This window comes from Bradyrhizobium sp. CCBAU 11434, assembly GCF_028128895.1.
GTDB lineage: Bacteria > Pseudomonadota > Alphaproteobacteria > Rhizobiales > Xanthobacteraceae > Bradyrhizobium > Bradyrhizobium zhengyangense.
The window spans coordinates 143,163-162,506 of sequence record NZ_LBJX01000092.1; the positions used below are offsets into that span (position 1 = coordinate 143,163).

General features: G+C 64.7%; 19 protein-coding genes. 9 read left to right on the forward strand and 10 right to left on the reverse strand.

Going from position 1 to position 19,344, the window contains the following annotated elements:
* The first annotated feature begins 821 nt into the window (after nt 1-821).
* Nucleotides 822-1,286 (forward strand): hypothetical protein, encoded by a 465-nt coding sequence (locus XI06_RS23755; protein ID WP_237873288.1) that lies wholly within the window; start codon nt 822-824, stop codon nt 1,284-1,286.
* 24 nt (nt 1,287-1,310) lie between these two features.
* On the opposite strand, the gene XI06_RS23760 is transcribed toward XI06_RS23755, so the two are convergent.
* Together XI06_RS23760 and XI06_RS23765 are read right to left on the reverse strand one after the other, a co-directional pair.
* A complete protein-coding gene (locus tag XI06_RS23760) occupies nt 1,311-1,655 on the reverse strand; it encodes a hypothetical protein (RefSeq protein WP_271606635.1) in 345 nt (114 codons plus the stop codon).
* Between the two features lie 126 nt (nt 1,656-1,781).
* The gene (locus tag XI06_RS23765) at nt 1,782-2,624 is read right to left on the reverse strand and encodes a GNAT family N-acetyltransferase (RefSeq protein WP_271606636.1); all 843 of its coding nucleotides are present in this window, start codon (nt 2,622-2,624) and stop codon (nt 1,782-1,784) included.
* Nucleotides 2,625-2,744: 120 nt separating this feature from the next.
* Between XI06_RS23765 and XI06_RS23770 the strand changes: the two genes are divergently transcribed.
* Nucleotides 2,745-3,437 (forward strand): SDR family oxidoreductase, encoded by a 693-nt coding sequence (locus XI06_RS23770; RefSeq protein WP_271606637.1) that lies wholly within the window; start codon nt 2,745-2,747, stop codon nt 3,435-3,437.
* Between the two features lie 128 nt (nt 3,438-3,565).
* Nucleotides 3,566-5,098, forward strand: a complete 1,533-nt coding sequence (locus tag XI06_RS23775) for a class I SAM-dependent methyltransferase (protein WP_237861529.1) — start codon at nt 3,566-3,568, stop codon at nt 5,096-5,098.
* Here the strand turns inward: XI06_RS23775 and XI06_RS23780 are convergent, their stop codons facing one another.
* The gene (locus tag XI06_RS23780; RefSeq protein ID WP_237873293.1) at nt 5,099-6,031 is read right to left on the reverse strand and encodes a hypothetical protein; all 933 of its coding nucleotides are present in this window, start codon (nt 6,029-6,031) and stop codon (nt 5,099-5,101) included. It abuts the gene before it with no gap.
* Nucleotides 6,032-6,446: 415 nt separating this feature from the next.
* On the opposite strand from XI06_RS23780, the gene XI06_RS23785 reads away from it, so the two are divergent.
* Nucleotides 6,447-7,280 carry an outer membrane protein gene (locus tag XI06_RS23785; protein WP_237861531.1) on the forward strand — a complete coding sequence of 278 codons (834 nt, stop codon included), beginning with the start codon at nt 6,447-6,449 and terminating at the stop codon, nt 7,278-7,280.
* A gap of 61 nt (nt 7,281-7,341) precedes the next feature.
* Here XI06_RS23785 and XI06_RS23790 read toward each other — a convergent pair whose 3' ends face one another.
* On the reverse strand, nt 7,342-8,529 hold the full coding sequence (locus XI06_RS23790; protein ID WP_442869470.1) for a serine hydrolase: 1,188 nt from the start codon (nt 8,527-8,529) through the stop codon (nt 7,342-7,344).
* 167 nt (nt 8,530-8,696) lie between these two features.
* On the opposite strand from XI06_RS23790, the gene XI06_RS23795 reads away from it, so the two are divergent.
* From XI06_RS23795 to XI06_RS23805, 3 genes are all read left to right on the forward strand, one after another.
* Nucleotides 8,697-9,104 (forward strand): ArsR/SmtB family transcription factor, encoded by a 408-nt coding sequence (locus tag XI06_RS23795; RefSeq protein WP_237873299.1) that lies wholly within the window; start codon nt 8,697-8,699, stop codon nt 9,102-9,104.
* Nucleotides 9,104-9,586: an SRPBCC family protein gene (locus XI06_RS23800; protein WP_237873301.1), complete on the forward strand. Its 483-nt coding sequence runs from the start codon at nt 9,104-9,106 to the stop codon at nt 9,584-9,586. Before XI06_RS23795 ends, XI06_RS23800 begins: the two co-directional genes overlap by 1 nt.
* Nucleotides 9,587-9,779: 193 nt before the next feature.
* Complete coding sequence (locus XI06_RS23805) at nt 9,780-10,622, forward strand: hypothetical protein (RefSeq protein WP_271606645.1); 843 nt, start codon at nt 9,780-9,782, stop codon at nt 10,620-10,622.
* Nucleotides 10,623-10,625: 3 nt separating this feature from the next.
* Here XI06_RS23805 and XI06_RS23810 read toward each other — a convergent pair whose 3' ends face one another.
* The 4 genes from XI06_RS23810 to XI06_RS23825 form a co-directional block, all read right to left on the reverse strand.
* A complete protein-coding gene (locus XI06_RS23810) occupies nt 10,626-11,834 on the reverse strand; it encodes an ABC transporter substrate-binding protein (RefSeq protein WP_271606638.1) in 1,209 nt (402 codons plus the stop codon).
* 41 nt (nt 11,835-11,875) lie between these two features.
* Nucleotides 11,876-12,727, reverse strand: a complete 852-nt coding sequence (locus XI06_RS23815; RefSeq protein ID WP_237861540.1) for a fumarylacetoacetate hydrolase family protein — start codon at nt 12,725-12,727, stop codon at nt 11,876-11,878.
* Nucleotides 12,728-12,745: 18 nt separating this feature from the next.
* Complete coding sequence (gene mhpA / locus XI06_RS23820; RefSeq protein ID WP_271606639.1) at nt 12,746-14,242, reverse strand: bifunctional 3-(3-hydroxy-phenyl)propionate/3-hydroxycinnamic acid hydroxylase MhpA; 1,497 nt, start codon at nt 14,240-14,242, stop codon at nt 12,746-12,748.
* Between the two features lie 72 nt (nt 14,243-14,314).
* Nucleotides 14,315-15,106: a DNA-binding transcriptional regulator gene (locus XI06_RS23825; protein WP_237861542.1), complete on the reverse strand. Its 792-nt coding sequence runs from the start codon at nt 15,104-15,106 to the stop codon at nt 14,315-14,317.
* Between the two features lie 146 nt (nt 15,107-15,252).
* Here XI06_RS23825 and XI06_RS23830 point away from each other — a divergent pair, with 146 nt between their 5' ends.
* Nucleotides 15,253-16,236, forward strand: a complete 984-nt coding sequence (locus XI06_RS23830) for a VOC family protein (protein WP_237861543.1) — start codon at nt 15,253-15,255, stop codon at nt 16,234-16,236.
* 21 nt (nt 16,237-16,257) lie between these two features.
* Here the strand turns inward: XI06_RS23830 and XI06_RS23835 are convergent, their stop codons facing one another.
* Complete coding sequence (locus tag XI06_RS23835) at nt 16,258-16,911, reverse strand: response regulator (RefSeq protein ID WP_237861544.1); 654 nt, start codon at nt 16,909-16,911, stop codon at nt 16,258-16,260.
* The gene (locus XI06_RS23840; protein ID WP_271606640.1) at nt 16,908-18,293 is read right to left on the reverse strand and encodes a sensor histidine kinase; all 1,386 of its coding nucleotides are present in this window, start codon (nt 18,291-18,293) and stop codon (nt 16,908-16,910) included. The genes XI06_RS23835 and XI06_RS23840 overlap by 4 nt, the downstream gene beginning before the upstream one ends.
* Nucleotides 18,294-18,481: 188 nt before the next feature.
* On the opposite strand from XI06_RS23840, the gene XI06_RS23845 reads away from it, so the two are divergent.
* Nucleotides 18,482-19,344: DUF3280 domain-containing protein (locus tag XI06_RS23845; RefSeq protein ID WP_271606641.1), on the forward strand; the 863-nt coding region annotated here is incomplete at its 3' end.

The following is a 19,344-nucleotide window of genomic DNA, read 5'->3' on the forward strand; positions in this document are numbered from 1 at the left end:
GGCGGCTTGGCCGCCGACCGCGGCCCCCGGCAATCGTTTAGTTTTGCTGTATGACGGTTATGTTACAAGACCGGATCGGCATGCAGAAGTGACGGGGAGGCGAGGCGGCATCCACGGATTCGTCACGACGGGATGGCGACTCCGGGACACGAGAGCCAAGTTTGGTGCAAATCTCTCTCGACATCGTCATTGCGAGCGCAGCGAAGCAATCCAGTCTTTCCGCGGATACATTTCTGGATTGCTTCGCTGCGCTCGCAATGACGGAGTGTGTGGTGGCGGCGTCGCTCTTTCAATCCGCATCTTCATCGCAGACACTCCTTCGTATCCTCGCGGCCCATATCGCCCGAGCTATGCTTCGTCGCTTCACCCTTAGCTGAAAGAGGGCGCAGGGAAGACCGGGTGCCCGACTGGCACCCGCGGTCCGCTGTGCGAAGGATGCGCTACAAGAGGCTGCACAGCGGCATACGCCCTCGTCCTTGGGCCGGGTTGCGCGACACATGCACCATTTCCGAATTTCGGTAAGTGGAATATTTTTGACCAGATGGATTGACCCGATGTTTGGGTGCTTTGCCCGACGGGCAACGCCATATCTGGAGCGCAGCGTAACCGGGATTCCATCCCTATGGACACAGCGGTCCCGGATTTCGCTACACTCCACCCGGGCTACAGCCGCTGAAAACCAGGCAAGATTCCGCACCGGGTTCCCCGTTAATCTCGTGCCTTAACCAATAATTAATTATAGGTTTGCGGGCGGGTGATGGACCGGCCTAGCGTTGCGATGGGGAGCAGTATCGCGAAGCCAAACGAGTGTGGTGCGTATCATGATGTCCAGATCATATGGGGCCTTGTTCGCCTCGCTCAGCGCAGCCGCGCTGCTCCTCAGCTCCAGCGAGAGCTTTGCACGACCGGGCGGCGCCGCGCCCCACGGCATGGTGACCGCTGCCGCGCCGTCGGCAGCAGTGCGTCCGCCGATCGCGCCGGGCGCGCGGTTCCACGGTCGCGGCAACCGCTTCAACAATCCCTGGGTTTACTGGCCGGGTGGCGGCGCTTTCTACACCGACGACGGAGCCGGCTACAGCGACCCGTTCGCCAATGCCGGCCAGGCCGTCACCAACGACGTTCGCTACACCTACACCTACGACGTTCCCTGGGACTGGGCGCATCGGTTCCCGCCGAACGTCGTGCCGTCCGACCGGCCCTATGTGCCGAGCTGTCCGACCGAGCAGGTCACCGTGCCCGGCCGCGGCGGCGGTGAGCACACCGTCAACATCATGCGCTGCTACTGAGCACGCGAGGCATTTCGCGGTTCGCTATAGAATGCCTGCCGCGGCCGCCTGGTCGCGGTCGGACTGTTTTTGCCTGACATTGGCGAGCTCACGGCTGCAAGCCACAAACGCGGTCGTTCCCGGGCGCAGCCCGAACTGACCGCAGACATCGCGATCCTCATCGGCAATGACGCGTGCGAGCTCGGCCTGCGCGGCGTCCCGGATCGCCGGCGCGGAGACGAGTGCGTGAACCCCGAGGGCCGTCACAACAGCAAGCACCAACGCGGCCGCGATGCCCAGGCGCTGCGTGTCGTCGGCCGTGTGCTGGGAAGAGCGGGCCTTGGTTCTGGCTTCGATCATGAAATCCTCGCATGAAATATCGATGGTCAAAAAATATCGTTCGAGCTGTCCGGCAAAATCGGCGGATGCAACACGAATACACGTTGCGCCGGAGCGGCGACGTGAACCAGATTACAAATTCCAGGACGGCACGTGCCTAAATTAAAAAAATCGATTCTAGCCCAATTCAAAGGTGGTTACGCCGAACACGCGGCCAAGCCGCAGTGACGGGATCGGTCCAGTGTACATTCGCGCCGTTTCAAATGTCGGCTTCAGGCGGAGGGATTCCGCAAGCGTGATAGCATCGCGGTTCATCGCGGGGATGTCGAGCACAATCTCGTTGCTACCAGGGCTCGCCAGCAAAGCCTGCAATACGGCCTCCGCCGCGGCGCGGTCATCGGCTACTAGCGGGCCGATTTTGCGGCCAGTTCGGCAGGGACGGATCACGCCCCACGCGGCAAGCTTGCTGTCGCGCAGCAGTGCGCGGCCAACGTGTCCCGGCGTGTTGATCCAGGCGCGCAAGAAGGCCGGGCGCAGGGCAGGGAAGACGGTGGCGTCGTCGGCTTGCACAAGCGCAAATGGGATCGTGTCGAGCGCAACAATCTCGGCGGGCGGCCTTGGCGGCGCGGCAACGATGCCGCCATAGCGGATATTGGCGTAAGCCAGCTGGAAGCCGGACTTTCTGTAGTTGTCCTGTTGCGCCACGACACCGTCGAGACCGATCACGCGCGCGCCCGCATGCGCGATCGCAGCGTTCCAGATGCGCGGGCCGTGGCCTCTGCCACGGAAATCCGCGCGCACGATGTAGAAGCCGAGGAAGGCGAAGCGCTCGTCATAGGTGACGCAGGAGACTGACGCGATCGGCTCGCCGTCGATCTCGCCGACGAAGAAGCCTTTTGCATCGGGGATCGCGAAGCAGGCGGCATCTCGCAGGCCGGGATTCCAGCCCTCGGACGCGGCCCAGTCGATCGCAATGGAGATCTCCTCCGGCCGCAGATTGCGGATCTGCATATCGCTCATGTCGTGGCGCCTCGGGCAATGGACCTGCGGGCAAGGATGGCTGTAGAAGGCCTGATGACAGACTGAGCCATAGCAGAGAACCTTGGGCTCGCCTCTACGCTATCACAGGGATATCAGGTCATGGCAGCAGAGAAGGTCGCACTCGTCACCGCAGGCGGAAGCGGCATGGGGGCGGGGGCCGCGCGGCGGCTTGCCGCCGACGGTTTTCACGTTGCGATCCTATCGTCCTCCGGCAAGGGCGAGGCGCTCGCGACCGAACTCGGCGGCTTCGGCGTGACCGGTTCCAACAAGTCCAATGATGATCTGAAACGCCTCGTCGACGGGGCGCTGGCGAAATGGGGACGCGTCAACAGCGCTGGCCACGGCCCGCGCGCGGCGATCACCGAAATCACCGACGAGCAGTGGCACATTGGTCTCGATACGTATCTGCTCAACGTGATCCGTCCGACCCGGCTGGTGACCCCGGTGATGCAGTCGCAGAAGGGCGGTGCGATCATCAACATCTCGACCGCCTGGGCGTTCGAGCCGAGCGCGATGTTTCCGACCTCGGCGGTGTTCCGCGCGGGCCTTGCCGCCTTTACGAAAATCTTCACCGACACCCATGCGGCCGACAACATCCGCATGAACAACGTGCTGCCCGGCTGGATCGACAGCCTGCCGCAGACGGATGCGCGTCGCGACAGCGTGCCGCTGAAGCGTTACGGCAAGGTCGAGGAGATCGCGGCGACCGTCTCGTTCCTGGCGTCCGAGGGCGCCGCCTATCTCACCGGCCAGAACATCCGCGTTGACGGCGGCCTGACCCGCTCAGTCTAGGGCTTGTTTGGTCCAAGGCTTATTTGGTCCAAGGCTTATTTGGTCCAAGGCTTGGCCTCGCTTGAGCCGTCCGCCGACTTGTGCGACCGTGGTTTCGCAGCGTTGTTGGATGTCCTCGCGAGGGTCGCATGGCCGATTGGGGATCCGGATACGTCATCGATACGGCCTATGTGCACGATTTCTGCCGCGTGCAGGTGCCGGCTATGCTCAGCTTTGCCGCGCTCGCCAAGGGCGTGGCGGCGCCCGGCGGACGTGGCGAGCCGCTTCATTATTGCGATCTCGGCTGCGGGCAGGGGCTGACCGCCACCATCGTCGCAGCCGCCAACCCCAATACAACAGTGTTCGCGGCCGACTTCAACCCGACCCATATCGCGGGCGCGCGGTCGCTGGCCGATGCCGCGGGGCTCGAGAACATCGTCTTTCGTGAGGCCGATTTCGCCGAGCTTGCCGAGGATGCCTCGGTGCCCGAGTTCGATATTATTGCACTCCACGGCGTCTATAGCTGGATCGGCGCGGAGCATCGCAAGGCGATCGTCGCGCTGATCCGGCGGCGTTTGAAGCCCGGCGGGCTCGTCTACGTCTCATATGATGCGATGCCCGGCTGGGCTGGAATGGCGCCGCTGCGGCGGCTGATGGTGCAGTTGCAGGGCGCCCAGCCGCAGGTCTCGTCGAAACGGGCACTGGACCAGGCGCTGGCGCTTGCCGACGGGCTGAAGGAGGCCGGCGCGCATTTCTATCGCATGTATCCGCAGGCCGCCGTGCAGCTCGAACGGCTGCGCAAATTGCCAGCGTCCTATCTCGCGCACGAGCTTCTGACGCGCGACTGGCAGGCTTTCAGCTTCGCCGATCTCGCCCAGGAGCTCGCCGACGCGAAGCTGACCTTTCTCGGCTCGGCCCATCTCACCGATCATGTCGATCGCGTCAACTTCACGGACGCCCAGCGGGCGCTGCTGGCCGATCTCGCCGATCCCTTGATCGTTGAGACCGCGCGCGACATGATCATCGGTCGCCAGTTTCGTCGAGACATCTTCGCCAAGGGGTTTACGCCAATGGCGCCGATGGCGGCGCGGGAACGCTGGCTGGCGACGCGCTTCGTGCTGACGAGCCCGCGCGACGATATCGAGCTGACCTTCGATACGCCGCTGGGCCGCTTCCAGCTGCGCAGCGAGATCTACCAGCCCGTGATCGACGCATTTGCCGCAGGGCCGCTCAGCTTGCGCGAGGTGGTCGAACGTCTGCCGGAGACGACGATGGGCTGGGCCTCGCTCACCGATGCCATCAAGGTGCTGGTTGGGCAGGGGCACCTCGCGCCGGCGCTGCCGCTGGAGGACGAGGCGGCGCGGCAGACATCGACGCAGGCGTTCAACGCGGCGGTGACGGCGCGCGCCAAGGAGACGTCGGAGCTGCGTTATCTCGCCTCGCCCGTCACCGGCGGCGGGGTCAGGGTCGATCCGCTTACGCAGCTCTATATGCAGGCGCGGCGCAAGGGCATCGCCGACCCCGCCGCGTTGCTGGCAAGCCTCGCCACCGCCAGCGGCGAGCGTTTTGAGAAGGAGGGCCAGAAGCTCTCCGCGGACGAGGTTCGCGCCGAGATATCAGGCAGGATCGCCGTGATCGACGCGCGAATCCTGCCGCTGCTCGGACGCCTCGGAGTAGCCTAGCTACAGCAGCGAAAAATCGTGCGCGTGTTGCAGCAACTGATGCAGCGCGTCGCTGTCGACGGAAGTCGTCGTCGTGCCGCCGCCCTGGTTCCCGCCATGGCCCGTCAGCGCACCGGCCAGCTTGATGTAGTCATCCCCGAGCGCGCCGACATCGGTGTTGAGCTTGTGCAAATCCGCATCGAGCTTGTGGAAATCATCGCCGAACTTCAGCGCGATCTGGTCGATCTTGAGGGTGCCGAAATTGTCCTGGGAGCCGGTGATGTCAGTGGCGATCTTGAGGAAGTCGTCGCTGACCTTGTGCAGGTCGTCGCTGACCTTCAGCGCGCCGCCGCCGAGCTTGATGAAGGCCTCGTCGATCGTCTCGGATCCCTTGAGATCGCCGAGCTTGAGGAAATCCTCGCCGACCTTCTGGAAATCGTCGCCGACCTTGTGCAGGCCGGCACTGAAATCGGAGAGATCGCCGGCCCATTTGATGAAGGAGTCATTGGCGCCTTCGCCCGATACGTGCAGTTTGAGCGTATCGACCCCGAGCTTGATCGCCTCGAAGCTTGCGGCCTGAAAATCCGTGTCGAGCTTGATGAAATCGTCGGACAGCTTGAGCCCGCCGCCGTCGCCGCCGGTTTCGGCGAACGTGCTCACCGTGGGCGCCTGGTCGGCGTATTTCAGGATGACGTCGTCGAACTTGTGCAGCACGTCGTCGAGCTTCAGCGTATCGAAGCCGAGCTTGATGAAGTCGAAGGCGACGTGCTCGACATCATGCTTGAAGTCGATCGCGACCTTGTGCTCGTCGAACTTCAGATTCTCGGAGAACAGATCCGTGAGCGCATCGCCGACGCGATCGAAATCATGTCCGAATTTGAGGAAGTCGTGATCGAGCTTGTGCGCGAGGAATTCGTCGAAGCCGTCGAACTTGAGGAAAAAATCGGAGGCCATGGCCTTAAGCTCCATGTCTCGGCAATTGATCGCAGCAATCCGCGGAGTGTAGGCAGCGGGCATCGCGAGTCAACCGTAGGGTTCACACGCAATAGGCAAGCGGCGCTGCCCCATCTCGATGGAACTCGCGAAGGTTGTCGGGTTGCTCGTCAACAGAAGATTCGCCGGCTGTGCTGGCATGTTTGCTCTTGTCGCGACACGGATCCAGCGTTGCGCGCCGTCGTGTCGTGGCGTTTGAGGCACACTCGTCACACTTCGCGTGCAGCGGACCGCACGCTACGTCACAGTCCATGCGAACTTCGTTGCAGCCCAAGACGCTGGGCGGTGTGCCGCCTATGCCTAGCCCATGCCGAAATCACCAAGCCGGTGCATTCGGAAAGCGCGCGTTTTGATCGCGTGGGGCAAGGAGACTGGAATGAGAAAGCTTTTGCTGGCGGCCGTGTCGGTTGTGTTGGGCGCCGCGTCCGTGCAGGCCGCTGATCTCGCAGCGCATTATACCAAGGCGCCGATGATGGCGGCGGCCTATGACTGGACGGGCTTCTACATCGGCGGCAATGTCGGCGGGCAGTGGGGCAGTGCTGATCCGACCACTTCGACCGTGTTTTCTCCGACGGGCTACTTCGCGGCCAGCAGCGTCCCCGCCATCGCCGCGGTTGGCGCCCAGAACGTCAACAGTTCCAGCGTGACCGGTGGTTTCACTGCCGGCTACAACTGGCAGGTCAGCCGCGCCGTGCTCGGCCTGGAAGGCGACATCAACTATTTCGGCTTCAAGGGCGGTGCGACGGGTTCCGCGGTCTATCCGTGCTGCGCGCCGACGGCCTTCACGGTCTCGTCGCAGGTCTCGGCCGACTGGCTCGCCACTATCCGCGGTCGCATCGGCTTCCTCGCCGCTCCGACCTGGTTGCTGTACGCCACGGGCGGTGCCGCAATCGCCGAGGTGAAGGGTAATTTCAACTTCACCGATACGTTCGCGGCGGCGACCGAATCCGCCGCGATCCGCGACACGCGGGTCGGATGGACCGCCGGCGCCGGCACCGAATATGCGTTCGGTGGCGGCTGGTCGTTGAAGGCCGAATACCTTTACGTCGACCTCGGCCGTGCCAGCGCGACGAGCACCAATCTCGCAGCTTTCGTGCCGGCCATTTCCTTCCCGAGCAACGTCTACACCCACTCGGTTGATATCAAGTCGAACATCGTGCGGGTCGGCGTGAACTACAAATTCGGTGGACCGGTCGTCGCGCGGTACTAGGCATCCTACTCTGATGATGACCTGGAAAGCCCCGGCCTCGCCGGGGCTTTCTATTCTTGGCTCAGCCGCTGTGTGCCACCAGCCTCGCCAGCGCAGGCAGGATCTTGTAGCGGGCAATCTCGTGCGGATAGTCGCCGCGATTGGCGAGCAGCACGATGCCGATCCGGTGCGCCGGGACGAGGCCGACGTAGCCCGATGCGTTGTTGAGGCCGCCCGGCTTGTCGACGATCGTGACATCGGGAAGGTGGACGGTCTCCCACGCCATGGCCTGCCCGAAGGTCGCCTGCTCGTATCTTTGGTCGACGTGGAAGGACTCGCGCTGCGTCATCCGCAGCGTTTCCCGGAGACGTGGGTCGATCGTGCGGCCGTCGACGCAGGCCGCGACGAAGGTCGCAAGATCGCGCGCGGAGGAGAACATCTGGCCCGTACCGGGGAAGTCGAAATAGCTTTGCTGGCCTCCGATCGGACCGATCGCGCTGCCCTGGTCGGAATAGCCCTGCACGACGCGCCGCATCGTGGCCTCGTCCATGATCGCGCGGTTGTCCGGTCCGCGTTCGGGAACGGACGTTGCGCGCATGCCGAGCGGCTTGAGCACCCGGCTCTCGATCAGTCTTGCGATCGGCGTGCGATAGCAGCGCTCGAGGACGAGCTGAAGCAGGACATAGCCGGCATGGCTGTAGATGCGCTGCTTCCCCGGCGCCACACCCGCGGGCGGGACGAAGGCGTTGAGCATCGCGATGAACTGCGCTTGCGAGTAGGAATCGTTCGGCCAGGGCGGGTGATCGGTCGGCAGCAACAGTCCTGATGTGTGCGTGGCGAGCTCGCCGACGGTGACGTTGCGGATGTAGTCACCGCTCAGCTCCGGCAGATATTTCGGCACGGGATCGTCGGGCTTCAGTTCGCCGCGCAGCGTGCCTGATGCCGTCAGCGTCGCCTCGAATGGCTTTCGCAGCGAGGCGAGGTTGAACAGCGTGTCCGGCGTCACGGGCCGCTTGGCGGCCTCGTCGGCAAGGCCGTAGCTGAAGAATTCGACATGACGGCCGGCATAGAGCGCAGCGGCGAGGCCGCCCGGATGATCCGGCGTCGCGGTGGGCGCGAGCTCGGCCGCGACGATGTCGCGCATCAGCGCGATCATGTCGGAATCCGCCGAGGCGCGGCGTGGCCTCGCCAGCGCGACCGCCAGGGGAACAAGTGCGGCGCGGGCGAGGGATCGCCTTGTGATGTACGGGGAGATGGCAACAGGCGGCACGTGCTCGGTCTGATCTTGCGGTGCGCCCCCATTGCTGTTTAGCCGGGCGAGGGCGGCGTCCCAATTCACGATTGCGCGTTGTGGGTTCCATATCGCCGGACAAAAAACTTAGCTTATAGGCTAACAATCATTGACGCCGCGATCGCGGCGTGTCTATAGTTAGCTTGATGGCTAACCAATTATCCCAGCTCGACCAGGTCTTCGCAGCGCTCGCCGATCCGACGCGGCGCGCGATCGTGATGCGGCTTTGCGCCGGCGAGGCCTCGGTCGGCGAGCTCGCCGAGCCGTTCGAGATGGCCCTGCCGAGTTTCATGAAGCACGTCCACGTGCTGGAGCTGAGCGGGCTCGTGCAGTCGGAGAAGTCCGGCCGCGTGCGAACCTGCCGCCTCAGCCCCGAGGCGCTCGTCGGTGCGGAAGACTGGTTCCAGCACCAGCGCGCGATCTGGGAGGCACGGCTCGACCGGTTCGAGGCTTACGTCATGAAGCTCAAGAAGGAGAGGGCGGCTGCCAAGCAGTCGTCCAAAGCGACCGAGAAGACCACCAACAAGCCAAGCAAACGGAAAGGTACTGAGTAATGACGAACGCTGCCCTGTCGCAATGGTCGATGGACCGCGAGATCGTGATGTCCCGCGTGATCGACGCGCCGCGTGATCTGGTGTTCGAGGCGTGGTCCGACCCAAAACATCTGCCGCAATGGTTCGGCCCGAAGGGCTTCAAGATCGAGACCTTCGAGATCGACGTGCGTGTCGGCGGCGTCTGGCGTTTCAACATGATCGGTCCCGATGGCACCATCTATGGGAACCGCATGCGCTTCCTCCGCATCGAGCGGCCGTCCTTCATGGAGATGTACCACGGCGACGATCAGGACGATGATCCCGGCATGTTCCGCTTCACCATCACATTCGCCGAGCAGGCCAACGGCAAGACCGTGCTGATGATGCGACAGCTGGCGGCGAGCACCGAGCAGCGCGACGGCATGATCGGCTTCGGCGCTGTCGAATACGGCTACCAGACGCTGGACAAGCTCGCGGCCTATGTCGGTGGGTTGAAGAAATAGCCCCGCGTGATTCGGGGGCGCCTTCGATATGGCGTCCCCGGATTAAGCCTAGAAGCGCGGACGCCATCGCGATTATGACAGCGCGCTGGCGAATTATGACAGTGGCGTCACGCAGATTTTTGTCGCGTCGCGCTTCAGGTTTATGACAGAATTGCTACCGTTGGATGTCAAGATGACTACGACGGAGCGGTTCATGTTGCAGTGGCAGGCACGGTCAAATCCCCTGGCGTGGTGGTGGGGGTCCCTGACGCTGGTCAGCGCTGCGAACATTCTCGTCTGGTTCATGCTGTACCGCGAGTTCTATCCGACCGTCGCCAGCAGCGTCGGCGGCGGCTCGGATATCGGATTGATGTTCCTGCTCTGCGCGGCCTATGTGTTCGGCTGTGCCTTCCGCTCGGTGCTGCCGCGCGCCGACGTGCAGCGGATCTGCCTTTTCGACACCTGGCTGTCGAGCGTGTTTGTCGGGCGCACGGTGGCAACCGTGGCCGAAGTCTGCTTCGCCGCGCAATGGGCGATCATCCTGCATCAGCTCGGTCGGATGACTGGCGCACAGACCGCGGTGAACATCGCGCTCGTGATCGTGCCGATCATTGTCATCGCAGAGTGCTTCTCCTGGTACGCGGTGGTGACGACCAACTTCCTCTTCAACGCGATCGAGAACTCGCTCTGGGCGGTGACGTTCTTCCTCGCCGGCATCGCGCTGTGCCGCTTGACGCCGGAATTCCAGGGTGTGGTGCGCTGGGCGCTGATGTCCGGCATCGTCGGCATCGCCTGCTTCCTCGCCTTCCTCGTCACCGTCGACGTTCCCATGTATCTCAGCCGCTGGCGGGCAGGGCATGAAGAGGGCAACAAGCTCCTCGGCTTCCTCGAAGGCCTGCATGATGTCGCGACGCGATGGGTGGTGACCCACGACATCGCACACTGGAAGGGCGAGCTGACCTGGATGTTCCTGTATTTCAGCGCCGCCGTGTGGTCGAGCCTGGCGCTCTGCGCGCTCTACGCCATGGAAGGCTATCTCACGCGGTACTTGGCCTGAAGGTTATTTCCCCACCAGGCTGCACTTGCTGCGGTCGAGCGGGCGGAAAGCCTCATCGGGCGGAATGGTCGCGACCAGCTTGACGAAATCCCACGGGCCCTTGGATTCCGCTGGCGTCTTGACCTGCACCAGATACAGATCATGCACCATGCGCTGGTCCTCGCGGATGCGGCCATTGGGCGTGTAAGCATCCGACACCGGCGTCCCCTTCATCTTCGCCATCACGGTGGCGCTGTCGTCCGAGTCCGTGTCCTTCACCGCTTGCAAATAGTGGCGCACGGCGGAGTACACGCCGGCCTGGATCTGCGAAGGCATCGCCTTGCGGCGTGCGTAGAACGCATCGGAGAACTTTCGCGCTGCCGGTGAGACGTCCTCGAAGAACGAGGTGACGATGAGATCGCCGCGCGTCGCCTTCAGGCCGACCGCCTCGATGTCGACATTCTGGAACGACATCGGGACGATCTTGATGCCTTGATCGGCGAGGCCGAACTCCTCCGCCTGCTTGATCGCGGTGGCATTGTCGCCGGCGACATTGATCGCCAGGATCTTGGCGCCCGAGGACTGCGCCTGGAGCAGGAACGACGAGTAATCGGGCGTGCCGAGCTGCGCCTTGACGCTGCCGGCGACCTTACCGCCGAGTGCGGCGATACGGTCGCGCGCGGTCGCCTCGATGGAGTGGCCGAACGCGTAATCGCCGGTGATGAAGAACCACGGCTCCTTGCTGGTCTGCATGACTCCGGAGACGACGGCGGTCGCGGTGGAATAGGCGTCCTGGGTCCACTGCACGCTCGAGGGCGCGCATGCCTCATCGGTGAGTTGGTTGGCGCCCGCGCCGGAGACCAGGAAGATCTTTCCGTTGCCGCGCACCAGCTCCTGGACCGCGAGCGCCGCGCCCGAGCTGCCGCCATCGGCAATCGCCTGCACGCCGTCGCTGAACCATTTTCGCGCGAGCGAGGCGGCGAGATCAGGCTTGTTCTGATGATCGGCCTGCAAAATCTCGATCGGCTTGCCGTTGATCTTGCCCCCGAACTCCTCCGCCGCCATCCGCGCCGCCTCGACCGAGCCCGGGCCCATCGCGGTCGCGAAGATGCCGTTCATGTCGGTGAGGACGCCGATGCGGACAGCGTCGCCCTTGATCTCGGCGCGCGCGGCGCCTGCCAGCGCCAGTGTGATCAGCAGAATGGCAGTGGAGCGGGTGCGGATGGTGGCCATGGGGTTTCCTGATTTTATCGTTGATGGATCGGTCGCAGTGGTCAGGCCGCCTCGGCGATGACCTTGTTGCGCAAGATGCCGATGCCGGAGATTTCGACCTCGACGATGTCGCCGGGCCGCATCCACAAAGGCGGCGTGCGCTTGGCGCCGACGCCGCCTGGCGTGCCTGTCACGATGACGTCGCCGGGAACGAGCGGGCAGATCGTCGAGATGTAGGCGATCAACTCGGGGATGCCTGTGATCAGGAGGTCCGTCGTCGTGTCCTGCACCACGCTGCCGTTGAGGCGCGTCTGAAGTGTGAGTTTTGACGGATCGGGAATCTCGTCCGCCGTCACCAGCCAGGGACCGAAGCTGCCGCTCTCCGCAAAGGTCTTGCCGGAGAGGAACTGGCTGGTGTGACGCTGCCAATCGCGGATGCTGCCCTCGTTATAGCAGGCATAGCCGGCGACATATTCAAGTGCACGGCTCGCGCGGATGTGCCGGCCGCCCTTGCCGATCACGAGCGCAAGCTCGCCTTCGTAGTCGAAATCGTCGCTGACCCCTGGCTTCACGATCGGTTGGAGATGACCGACCTGGCTGCACGGGAAACGGACGAACAGCGCCGGCTTCTCGGTGACGGTGCGGCCGGTCTCGGCGACGTGGTCGCGATAGTTGAGGCCGACGCAGATGATCTTGCCGGGATCGGGGATGACAGGCGCGAAGCTGATCGCGTCGAGCGGATGATCTGGCGCGGTGGACGCAACCAGCTTTGCAGCTTCGGCAACGCGGCCGCTTTCGAGCAACTGCCGCAGGGTGGTGCATCCTGCCATGCGCGTGCCGAGATCGACCACGCCATTGTCCTTGACGGCTCCAAAGGAGGCGCGGCCGTTGGCGATGAAAGAGAGCAGCTTCATGGGATATCCTGTGTTCGGTCAGGCCGCGGACGGCACATGGATGGGAGGCGCAATCGTGGCAATGAGCCGGTCGAGCTCGGCATCGTTGCGGGCGGCGCCGCGGATGTAGCGGTCGGGACGAACGAGCGCGGCCGCGATGCCGTGCTCGCGCAGCCAAGGGCCGATGCCTTCGGCATCGTCGCTGGTGAGGATGTTGATTCCTGCCCGTGGATGAGCGAAGCGCGTGGCGCTCTCGACGATCAGCAGGTGGCTGTAACCGATCCGGTCGTCGCTGCGGCTGCCGTCCTTCAGGGTGAACTGCGGGGCGAGATGTCCGGCGAGGGGAAGATCGCCAAGCACAAGCCCGGGACCGAGCAGGGGCTTCTTCACCTCGAGCTTTACGGGCGCATTCTCGCGCGGCTGCCCGGCGGCGAGGCCGGCCTCGATCGCCTTGGTGTTGATGACGCCGCCGAGGCGGATTGCGAGCTCGATGAACTCGCGGACATGCGGCTGGCGTTCGCTTTGATAGGTGTCGAGCAGGCTGGCATCGGCGCCGCCGCGAATCACGCTCGCCAGCTTCCACGCAAGATTGGCGGCATCGCGGATGCCGGCGCACATGCCTTGGCCGAGGAAGGGCGGGGTCTGGTGCGCGGAATCGCCCGCAAGCAGCAGCCGGCCGTTCCGCCATTGTTGCGCGATGATGGAATGAAAGGTGTAGACCGCAGCGCGCTCGAGCTCGGCGTCGTCAGGCGTGATCCAGCGCGACAGCAGTTCCCAGACCTTTGTAGGCTGCGCGACGTCGTTCGAATCCTCGTCGGGGAGAACCGTGATCTCCCAGCGCCTCCGCGAGCCGGTGCCGCGGACATAGGTCGCCGGCCGGCGCGGATCGCAATGCTGAAGGCTGTAGTCGCCGAGATCGTCGCGCTCGCGCTTGAGCAGGACGTCGATCACCAGCCACCGCTCGTGAAAGCCGAGATCGTCCATGCCGGAGCCGATGAAGCGGCGCACCAGAGATCGCGCGCCGTCGCAGCCGATGACATAGCTGGCGCGGACCTCGCTGAGCTGGCCGTTGGAGAGGTCCTCGTAGCGGACCCGCACGCCGTTCTCGTCCTGATCTAGCGCGAAGACGTCGCAGCGGCTGCGCAAGCTGACGTGGGGCCAGCGGGCGAGGCCTGCGATCAGCACGTCCTCGAGATCGGGCTGGTGGAAGCGATAGCTGAGATTCCAGCCCATCGGCGTCAGCGTCTGCGGCCGCGACCAGTCCAGCAGCATCTTCCCGTCGGCATCGAGGAACAGCATCCCTGGGCTGAGGATAACGTGTGGCAGGACCGCATCGGCAAGGCCAATGGTCTGGAACACGCGCATGCATTCGTCGTCGAAATGCACCGCGCGCGGCAGGTGATAGGTCCGCGCCTCGCGCTCCAGTACCAGCGTACGCAGGCCGCAAAGGCCGAGCAGATTGGCCAGCGTGGCGCCGACCGGGCCCCGGCCGACAATCACGACGTCAAACTCGTCAGGTCCGGATTTATCTTGCATGGGGTATCTCTTCCCCATCAGCTGCCACCGCTTCAACGGCGTCGGCCGAAGTGTCCGCCCAGCGGACGGCCCCTAGACCTCGACCGGAATGGCCGCAGCTGTCTCCTGAAGCTGGCTGACGAATTGCGCCGTTGCTTCCTCGATGCTCAGCGCCGAGCGGATCCAGATGATGGAGATGCAGCCGTAGACCGCACCGTTCCGCACGATCGGGACGGCGATCGATGCCGTCTTCGGATTGTATTCGCCCTCGCTGCGAATTGCGTATCCCCGCGCCTGCGTCTCCGCGATCATCTGGTCGAGCCGGCCCTGGTCGAGGAAGGGACGGTCGTCGGCTTCGTCGATGCGGCGGAGATGGCTGACAATGAGGTCGCGCTCGCGCGCGGGGCAGGCGGCGAGATAGGCGCGGCCGGCAGACGTCCGCAGCATCGGCAGGCGCTTGCCGATCATGCCGCGGTCGATCGAGAGCGGGCTGCGGGAATGCGTGGTCTCCTGCACCACCATCGCGGCGTTCTCGTAAGTGGAGAGATCTACCGGCCAGACCAGGGTCTTGCTGAGCTCGGCGAGATAAGGGGCTGCCGCCTGGCAGATCACCACGCCGGGGTCGTAGCCATCGCCAAGGCTCAGGGCGAGCCGGGTGACGCGAAAGCGGTCGTCGCTGGCGCTACGGGCGACATAGCCGAGTTCCTCCAGCGTTTCGAGCAGGCGATAGACGGTCGGGCGAGGCAGGTCGAGTGCGCGGGCGACGTCGCCGGCGCGAATGCCGCCGGAGCGGTTGATCTCCTGCAGCACGTCCAGCCCGCGCTTGAAGGCGCGGACGCCCTCCGACTGCCTGGGCTGGCTGGTCCGCGTCCGCTCCTTGGACACTTGGTGTTTTCTCCCTTGTGGCGCACGACGGCGCGACTATCGTCCTTGCAAACGCGAAGCGATTGCGTGACGCACCGTAGGATCGCGCGCGACCGGTATCAAGTTCGCCGCACTGCGGCGAAGGCGATGCTCTCGGGAGGAATTCGATGGAAATCACCGCGCTCGGCTATATCGGCATCAATTCGTCGCAGCTCGATCAGTGGGGCCAGATGGCGACGGGCCTGCTCGGCATGCAGCAGGTCGACCGTGGTGGCAAGACGCGCGCCTTCCGCATGGACGATTGCAAGCAGCGCCTGATCGTCGATGGCAGCAACGATGCCGGCCTTGCGGTGATGGGTTGGGAGGTTTCTTCGACCGCGGAGCTGGACCACCTGGCGGGCCGGCTGGAAAGCCATGGCGTCAAGGTCTCGCGCGGCTCGCGCGCTCTCGCCGACGAGCGGCATGTCGCCGAGCTGATTACATTCGCTGATCCCGCCGGCAACCGGCTGGAGGCCTTCTGCAAGCCTGAGCTTGCGAGTGAGCCGTTCAAGCCGGGCCGTCCGATCTCCGGTTTCCGCACCGGTGCGCTCGGCATGGGACACGTGGTGCTCAATGTCGAGGATGTCGAACCGCTGCTGCCGTTCTATCGCGATGTGCTCGGCTTCCATGTCTCCGATTTCGGGCTGAAGCCCTACGGCCTCTATTTCTTCCACGTCAATGGCCGCCACCACTCCTTTGCGATGGTCGGCTCGGGTCGCAAGGCGCTGCATCACTTCATGGTCGAGCTCGGCAGCCTCGACGATGTCGGGCAGGGTTACGACCTCGCGCAGCTCGAAGACGGCCGCGTCGTCTATACGCTGGGCCGGCACACCAACGACCACATGACATCGTTCTATGTGAACACGCCATCCGGCTTCTTCATCGAATATGGCTGGGGCGGGCGCATCATCGATCCCCAGACCTGGCAGCCGCACGAGACCTTTGATGGTCCGTCGCTATGGGGACATGAGCGGCTCAACATGCCGGAAGAGCAGCGCAAACGCCTGCGCGAGATGCGGATGGATGCGGCCGCGCGGGGCGTGCGCGTTCCCGATCCGCGCGTACCGCCGCTGAACTGCGCCTGGTTGGATCAGGTGGTCGCGCGCGAATGATCGGCCGTTTCCCGGCCTCGCTCAGGCCTCGCCGAGATCGGGCGCCGTCAGAATCCCCTGGCGCAGCGCTAATCGGACCAGCTCGATGTCGGAGCCGACGCCGAGCTTGTCCTTGATCAGCGAATGCAGATTCGCGACCGTCTTCGGACTGACGTGGAGTGTCTCGGCGATCTCCTCCGTCGTGTTCTCGGCGAGCAGCAGCCGTAACACCTCGAATTCGCGCGGCGTGAGGACATCGGCGGCCGAGCTCTCGCCGCTGATCCGGCTCAGCGCAAGCTCGTGGTCGATGTCGGGGCTGATCGCGATCTTGCCGGCGAGCACATCCATCACGGCGCGCACCAGCGTCTCGGGCGGGCTGGTCTTGGTGACGTAGCCTCTCGCGCCGGCGCGGATCGCCTGTACGGCAAAGCCGGCATTCTCGTGCATGGTGAAGACGAGGATCTTGGCCGCCTTGTCCCATTGCCTGATGCGCCTGACGGCCTCGACGCCGCCGATGCCGGGCATGCTGAGATCCATGATGACGAGATCGGGCGCCTCCGACTTGAACAGGCGATAGGCCTCGGCCCCGTCGCCGGCCTCGGCGATGACGCGCAGGCCCGGCTGCTTCTGGAGCACGGAACGATAGCCTTCGCGGACCACGGAATGGTCGTCGACGAGCAATATGGTCGCGGTCATGCCGCGTGCTCCAGCGCTTGCGGGCCAGCGGCCGTGAGCGGAATGATGGCACGCAGTGCGGTGCCGCCGGCAGGGCCGGCCTCAAAGCTCAAACGGCCGCGCAGCGCCGCGACGCGCTCGCGCATGCCGAGCAAGCCCATGCCGGATTTCGCCGCGGGATCGGTCGAACGTCCGTCGTCATCGATGGCAAGCACGATCTCGTCGGGATGCATCGTCAGTTCGAGATTGACCTTGGTCGCGCTGGCATGCTTGGCGGCATTGGTCAGTGCTTCCTGCACGATGCGGTAGAGATTGGCGCTGATCGTGGCTGGCAGCGTCTCAAAGGTGCCGTCGAAACGAATGGCAAAGCGCGTCTCGCCGCGGCTACGCCCGTTCCACCCCGCCACGAGGCCCTCGAGGCTGGCGACGAGGCCGAGTTCCTCGACGTCAGGCGGACGCAGCCGGAACAGCGCGCCGCGCAGTGTCTCCATCATGCCCGATGCGGTGCGCGCGATGCCGTCGCATTCGCCGAGCAGGGAAGGACACTCCTGCGCCGCGGTCTGGCGGGCGGAGGAGGCGAGGGCGCGGATCGCGGCGAGCGACTGGCCGAACTCGTCGTGCAGCTCGCGGGCGAGGTGTCGGCGCTCCTCGTCCTGGAGCGCGATCAACTTTCGAGTCAACTCGGCGCGCTCGGCGAGCGCCGTGTCGAGGCTTTCGGCGAGATGGTTGAAGACGTCGCGCACCGCCGAGAGCTCGGCGAGGTCGAAGGGTGGCAGGCGTGCGGTGAGGTCATTGGCGGCAATCCGCTCGAGGCCGGCGCGGATCATGTGGGTGGGGCGTAGCGCGCGGGCGAGCGCGGCATAGACCAGCACGCACAACAGCGGCAGCGCGATCGCAAGCGCGAGCATCAGGCGGCCGGCTTCGTGCCAGGCCTCGGCCGTCTGCACGGCCGGGTCGACTGACACGACGGCCTCGCCGAGCTTCGTTCCGCGCAGGATCACAGGTCGTGCCGCCTCGCGGCCGGGGTCGAACAGGCCATGGTAGAACGCCGTGAATATCTGCGGCGGCAGGTCGGCCGGGACAGGCGCGCCGCTACAGAAGCGCTGGATCATTTCGCCGGCCGGCCCGCGGAACGCCAGACAAAGGCCGGGCGTCATCACATAGGCCGAAACAGGATCGAGGTTGGGAAAGTCCGCGCGCGGGCTCGCCGTCCAGAGCACCTTGCCTTGCTGCAGCTCCAACGTCTTCGCGACGATGGCGGCGATGTCGTCGATGCGCGCATGTGCGGCGCGGTCGGCCGTGATCAGGAAATAGGCCGATATCGCGGCGAAGCAGGCGGCCGATATGGCCGCCACGCGCAAGGTCAGGCGGACCTTGAGATCGAATCTCGGGCGGTTCCACATGGGCGGGCACCTGACGCGAACGGAATTGTCGCCCGCGCATTAAAGGGCAGAACGGCAGCTGCGGAAAGCGGCACCCTTGCCGCAGTGCAACGTCGTGAAATTCTCCCGGAACTGATCGGGAGCACGCTGGCTGCGGGGTTGGAAACGTCCGTCTAGCCTAGCGGTCTTTCGATCATGCGAGGCCCGTGATGCGCCGTACCCTGTCGTTGCTGCCACTTCTCGTTCTTCTCACGGCCGGCCTGAATGGCCGAGCCGCCGCCGAGACCACGATTGCGCTCGACGATTTCAGCTACAACGATACCTCGGCCGAGCCGGTTGACCAGAGCGCGGCCCATGAACGGCGACTGCAGGCGTTCATGGTCGCGCTCCGGCGCGACATCGCTGCCGACCCGCGCTACCGGCTGGCGCCGTCTTTGAAGGAGGGGGCGGCGTTCAAGGTGATCGGCGGCATCCAGAAGACCAGCACTCTGGTGCAATGGGCCAAGGTCGCAGTGATCGACGTCGGCGCCAAAAAGGTCGTCATGGACAAGCTCTACACCTTCCGCGGCGACAACGACGAATCGTGGGACCGCGCCGAGATGTTTGTTTCCCGCGAGGTCATGGCTGCGCTCGCCGCATCCGCACCGGTCGCGCTGGCGGTGTTTGATTTCGAGCTCGAGGATACGACAGCGGCAGCAGTAGGTGCGTCTGCAACATCGGATGCGTCCACCCTCGCGGAAGTCACCGGCAGCGTGCGCGAGGCGCTGGGCCAATCCGGCCGCTACCGCCTCGTCGATGTCGGGCCGGCGAACGAACAGGCGGTGAAGGCGCATACGCTCCGCGACTGTGAGGGCTGCGAGGCGGCGATCGCACAAAAGCTCGGTGCGGATCAGTCGCTGATCGGCGTGGTGCGGCGGGTCAGCCGCACCGAATATACGCTCGGCTTCCAGGTCCGTGACACCAGGACCGGTGCGGTGCTGGCGCGCGGCGACAGCGGCTTGCGCCTCGGCGCCGACTATTCGTGGAAGCGCGGCGCCGTCCGGCTCGTGAGCGAAAGGCTGGTCGCGACTCA

Coding starts and splice junctions, on each gene's coding strand:
- XI06_RS23780 (WP_237873293.1), bottom strand. CDS start 6,031: ATGGCCTCCGATTTTTTCCTCAAGTTCGACGGCTTCGACGAATTCCTC.
- XI06_RS23755 (WP_237873288.1), top strand. CDS start 822: ATGATGTCCAGATCATATGGGGCCTTGTTCGCCTCGCTCAGCGCAGCC.
- XI06_RS23765 (WP_271606636.1), bottom strand. CDS start 2,624: ATGAGCGATATGCAGATCCGCAATCTGCGGCCGGAGGAGATCTCCATT.
- XI06_RS23800 (WP_237873301.1), top strand. CDS start 9,104: ATGACGAACGCTGCCCTGTCGCAATGGTCGATGGACCGCGAGATCGTG.
- XI06_RS23830 (WP_237861543.1), top strand. CDS start 15,253: ATGGAAATCACCGCGCTCGGCTATATCGGCATCAATTCGTCGCAGCTC.
- XI06_RS23795 (WP_237873299.1), top strand. CDS start 8,697: ATGGCTAACCAATTATCCCAGCTCGACCAGGTCTTCGCAGCGCTCGCC.
- XI06_RS23775 (WP_237861529.1), top strand. CDS start 3,566: ATGGCCGATTGGGGATCCGGATACGTCATCGATACGGCCTATGTGCAC.
- XI06_RS23805 (WP_271606645.1), top strand. CDS start 9,780: ATGTTGCAGTGGCAGGCACGGTCAAATCCCCTGGCGTGGTGGTGGGGG.
- XI06_RS23770 (WP_271606637.1), top strand. CDS start 2,745: ATGGCAGCAGAGAAGGTCGCACTCGTCACCGCAGGCGGAAGCGGCATG.
- XI06_RS23840 (WP_271606640.1), bottom strand. CDS start 18,293: ATGTGGAACCGCCCGAGATTCGATCTCAAGGTCCGCCTGACCTTGCGC.
- XI06_RS23810 (WP_271606638.1), bottom strand. CDS start 11,834: ATGGCCACCATCCGCACCCGCTCCACTGCCATTCTGCTGATCACACTG.
- XI06_RS23785 (WP_237861531.1), top strand. CDS start 6,447: ATGAGAAAGCTTTTGCTGGCGGCCGTGTCGGTTGTGTTGGGCGCCGCG.
- XI06_RS23835 (WP_237861544.1), bottom strand. CDS start 16,911: ATGACCGCGACCATATTGCTCGTCGACGACCATTCCGTGGTCCGCGAA.
- XI06_RS23815 (WP_237861540.1), bottom strand. CDS start 12,727: ATGAAGCTGCTCTCTTTCATCGCCAACGGCCGCGCCTCCTTTGGAGCC.
- mhpA (WP_271606639.1), bottom strand. CDS start 14,242: ATGCAAGATAAATCCGGACCTGACGAGTTTGACGTCGTGATTGTCGGC.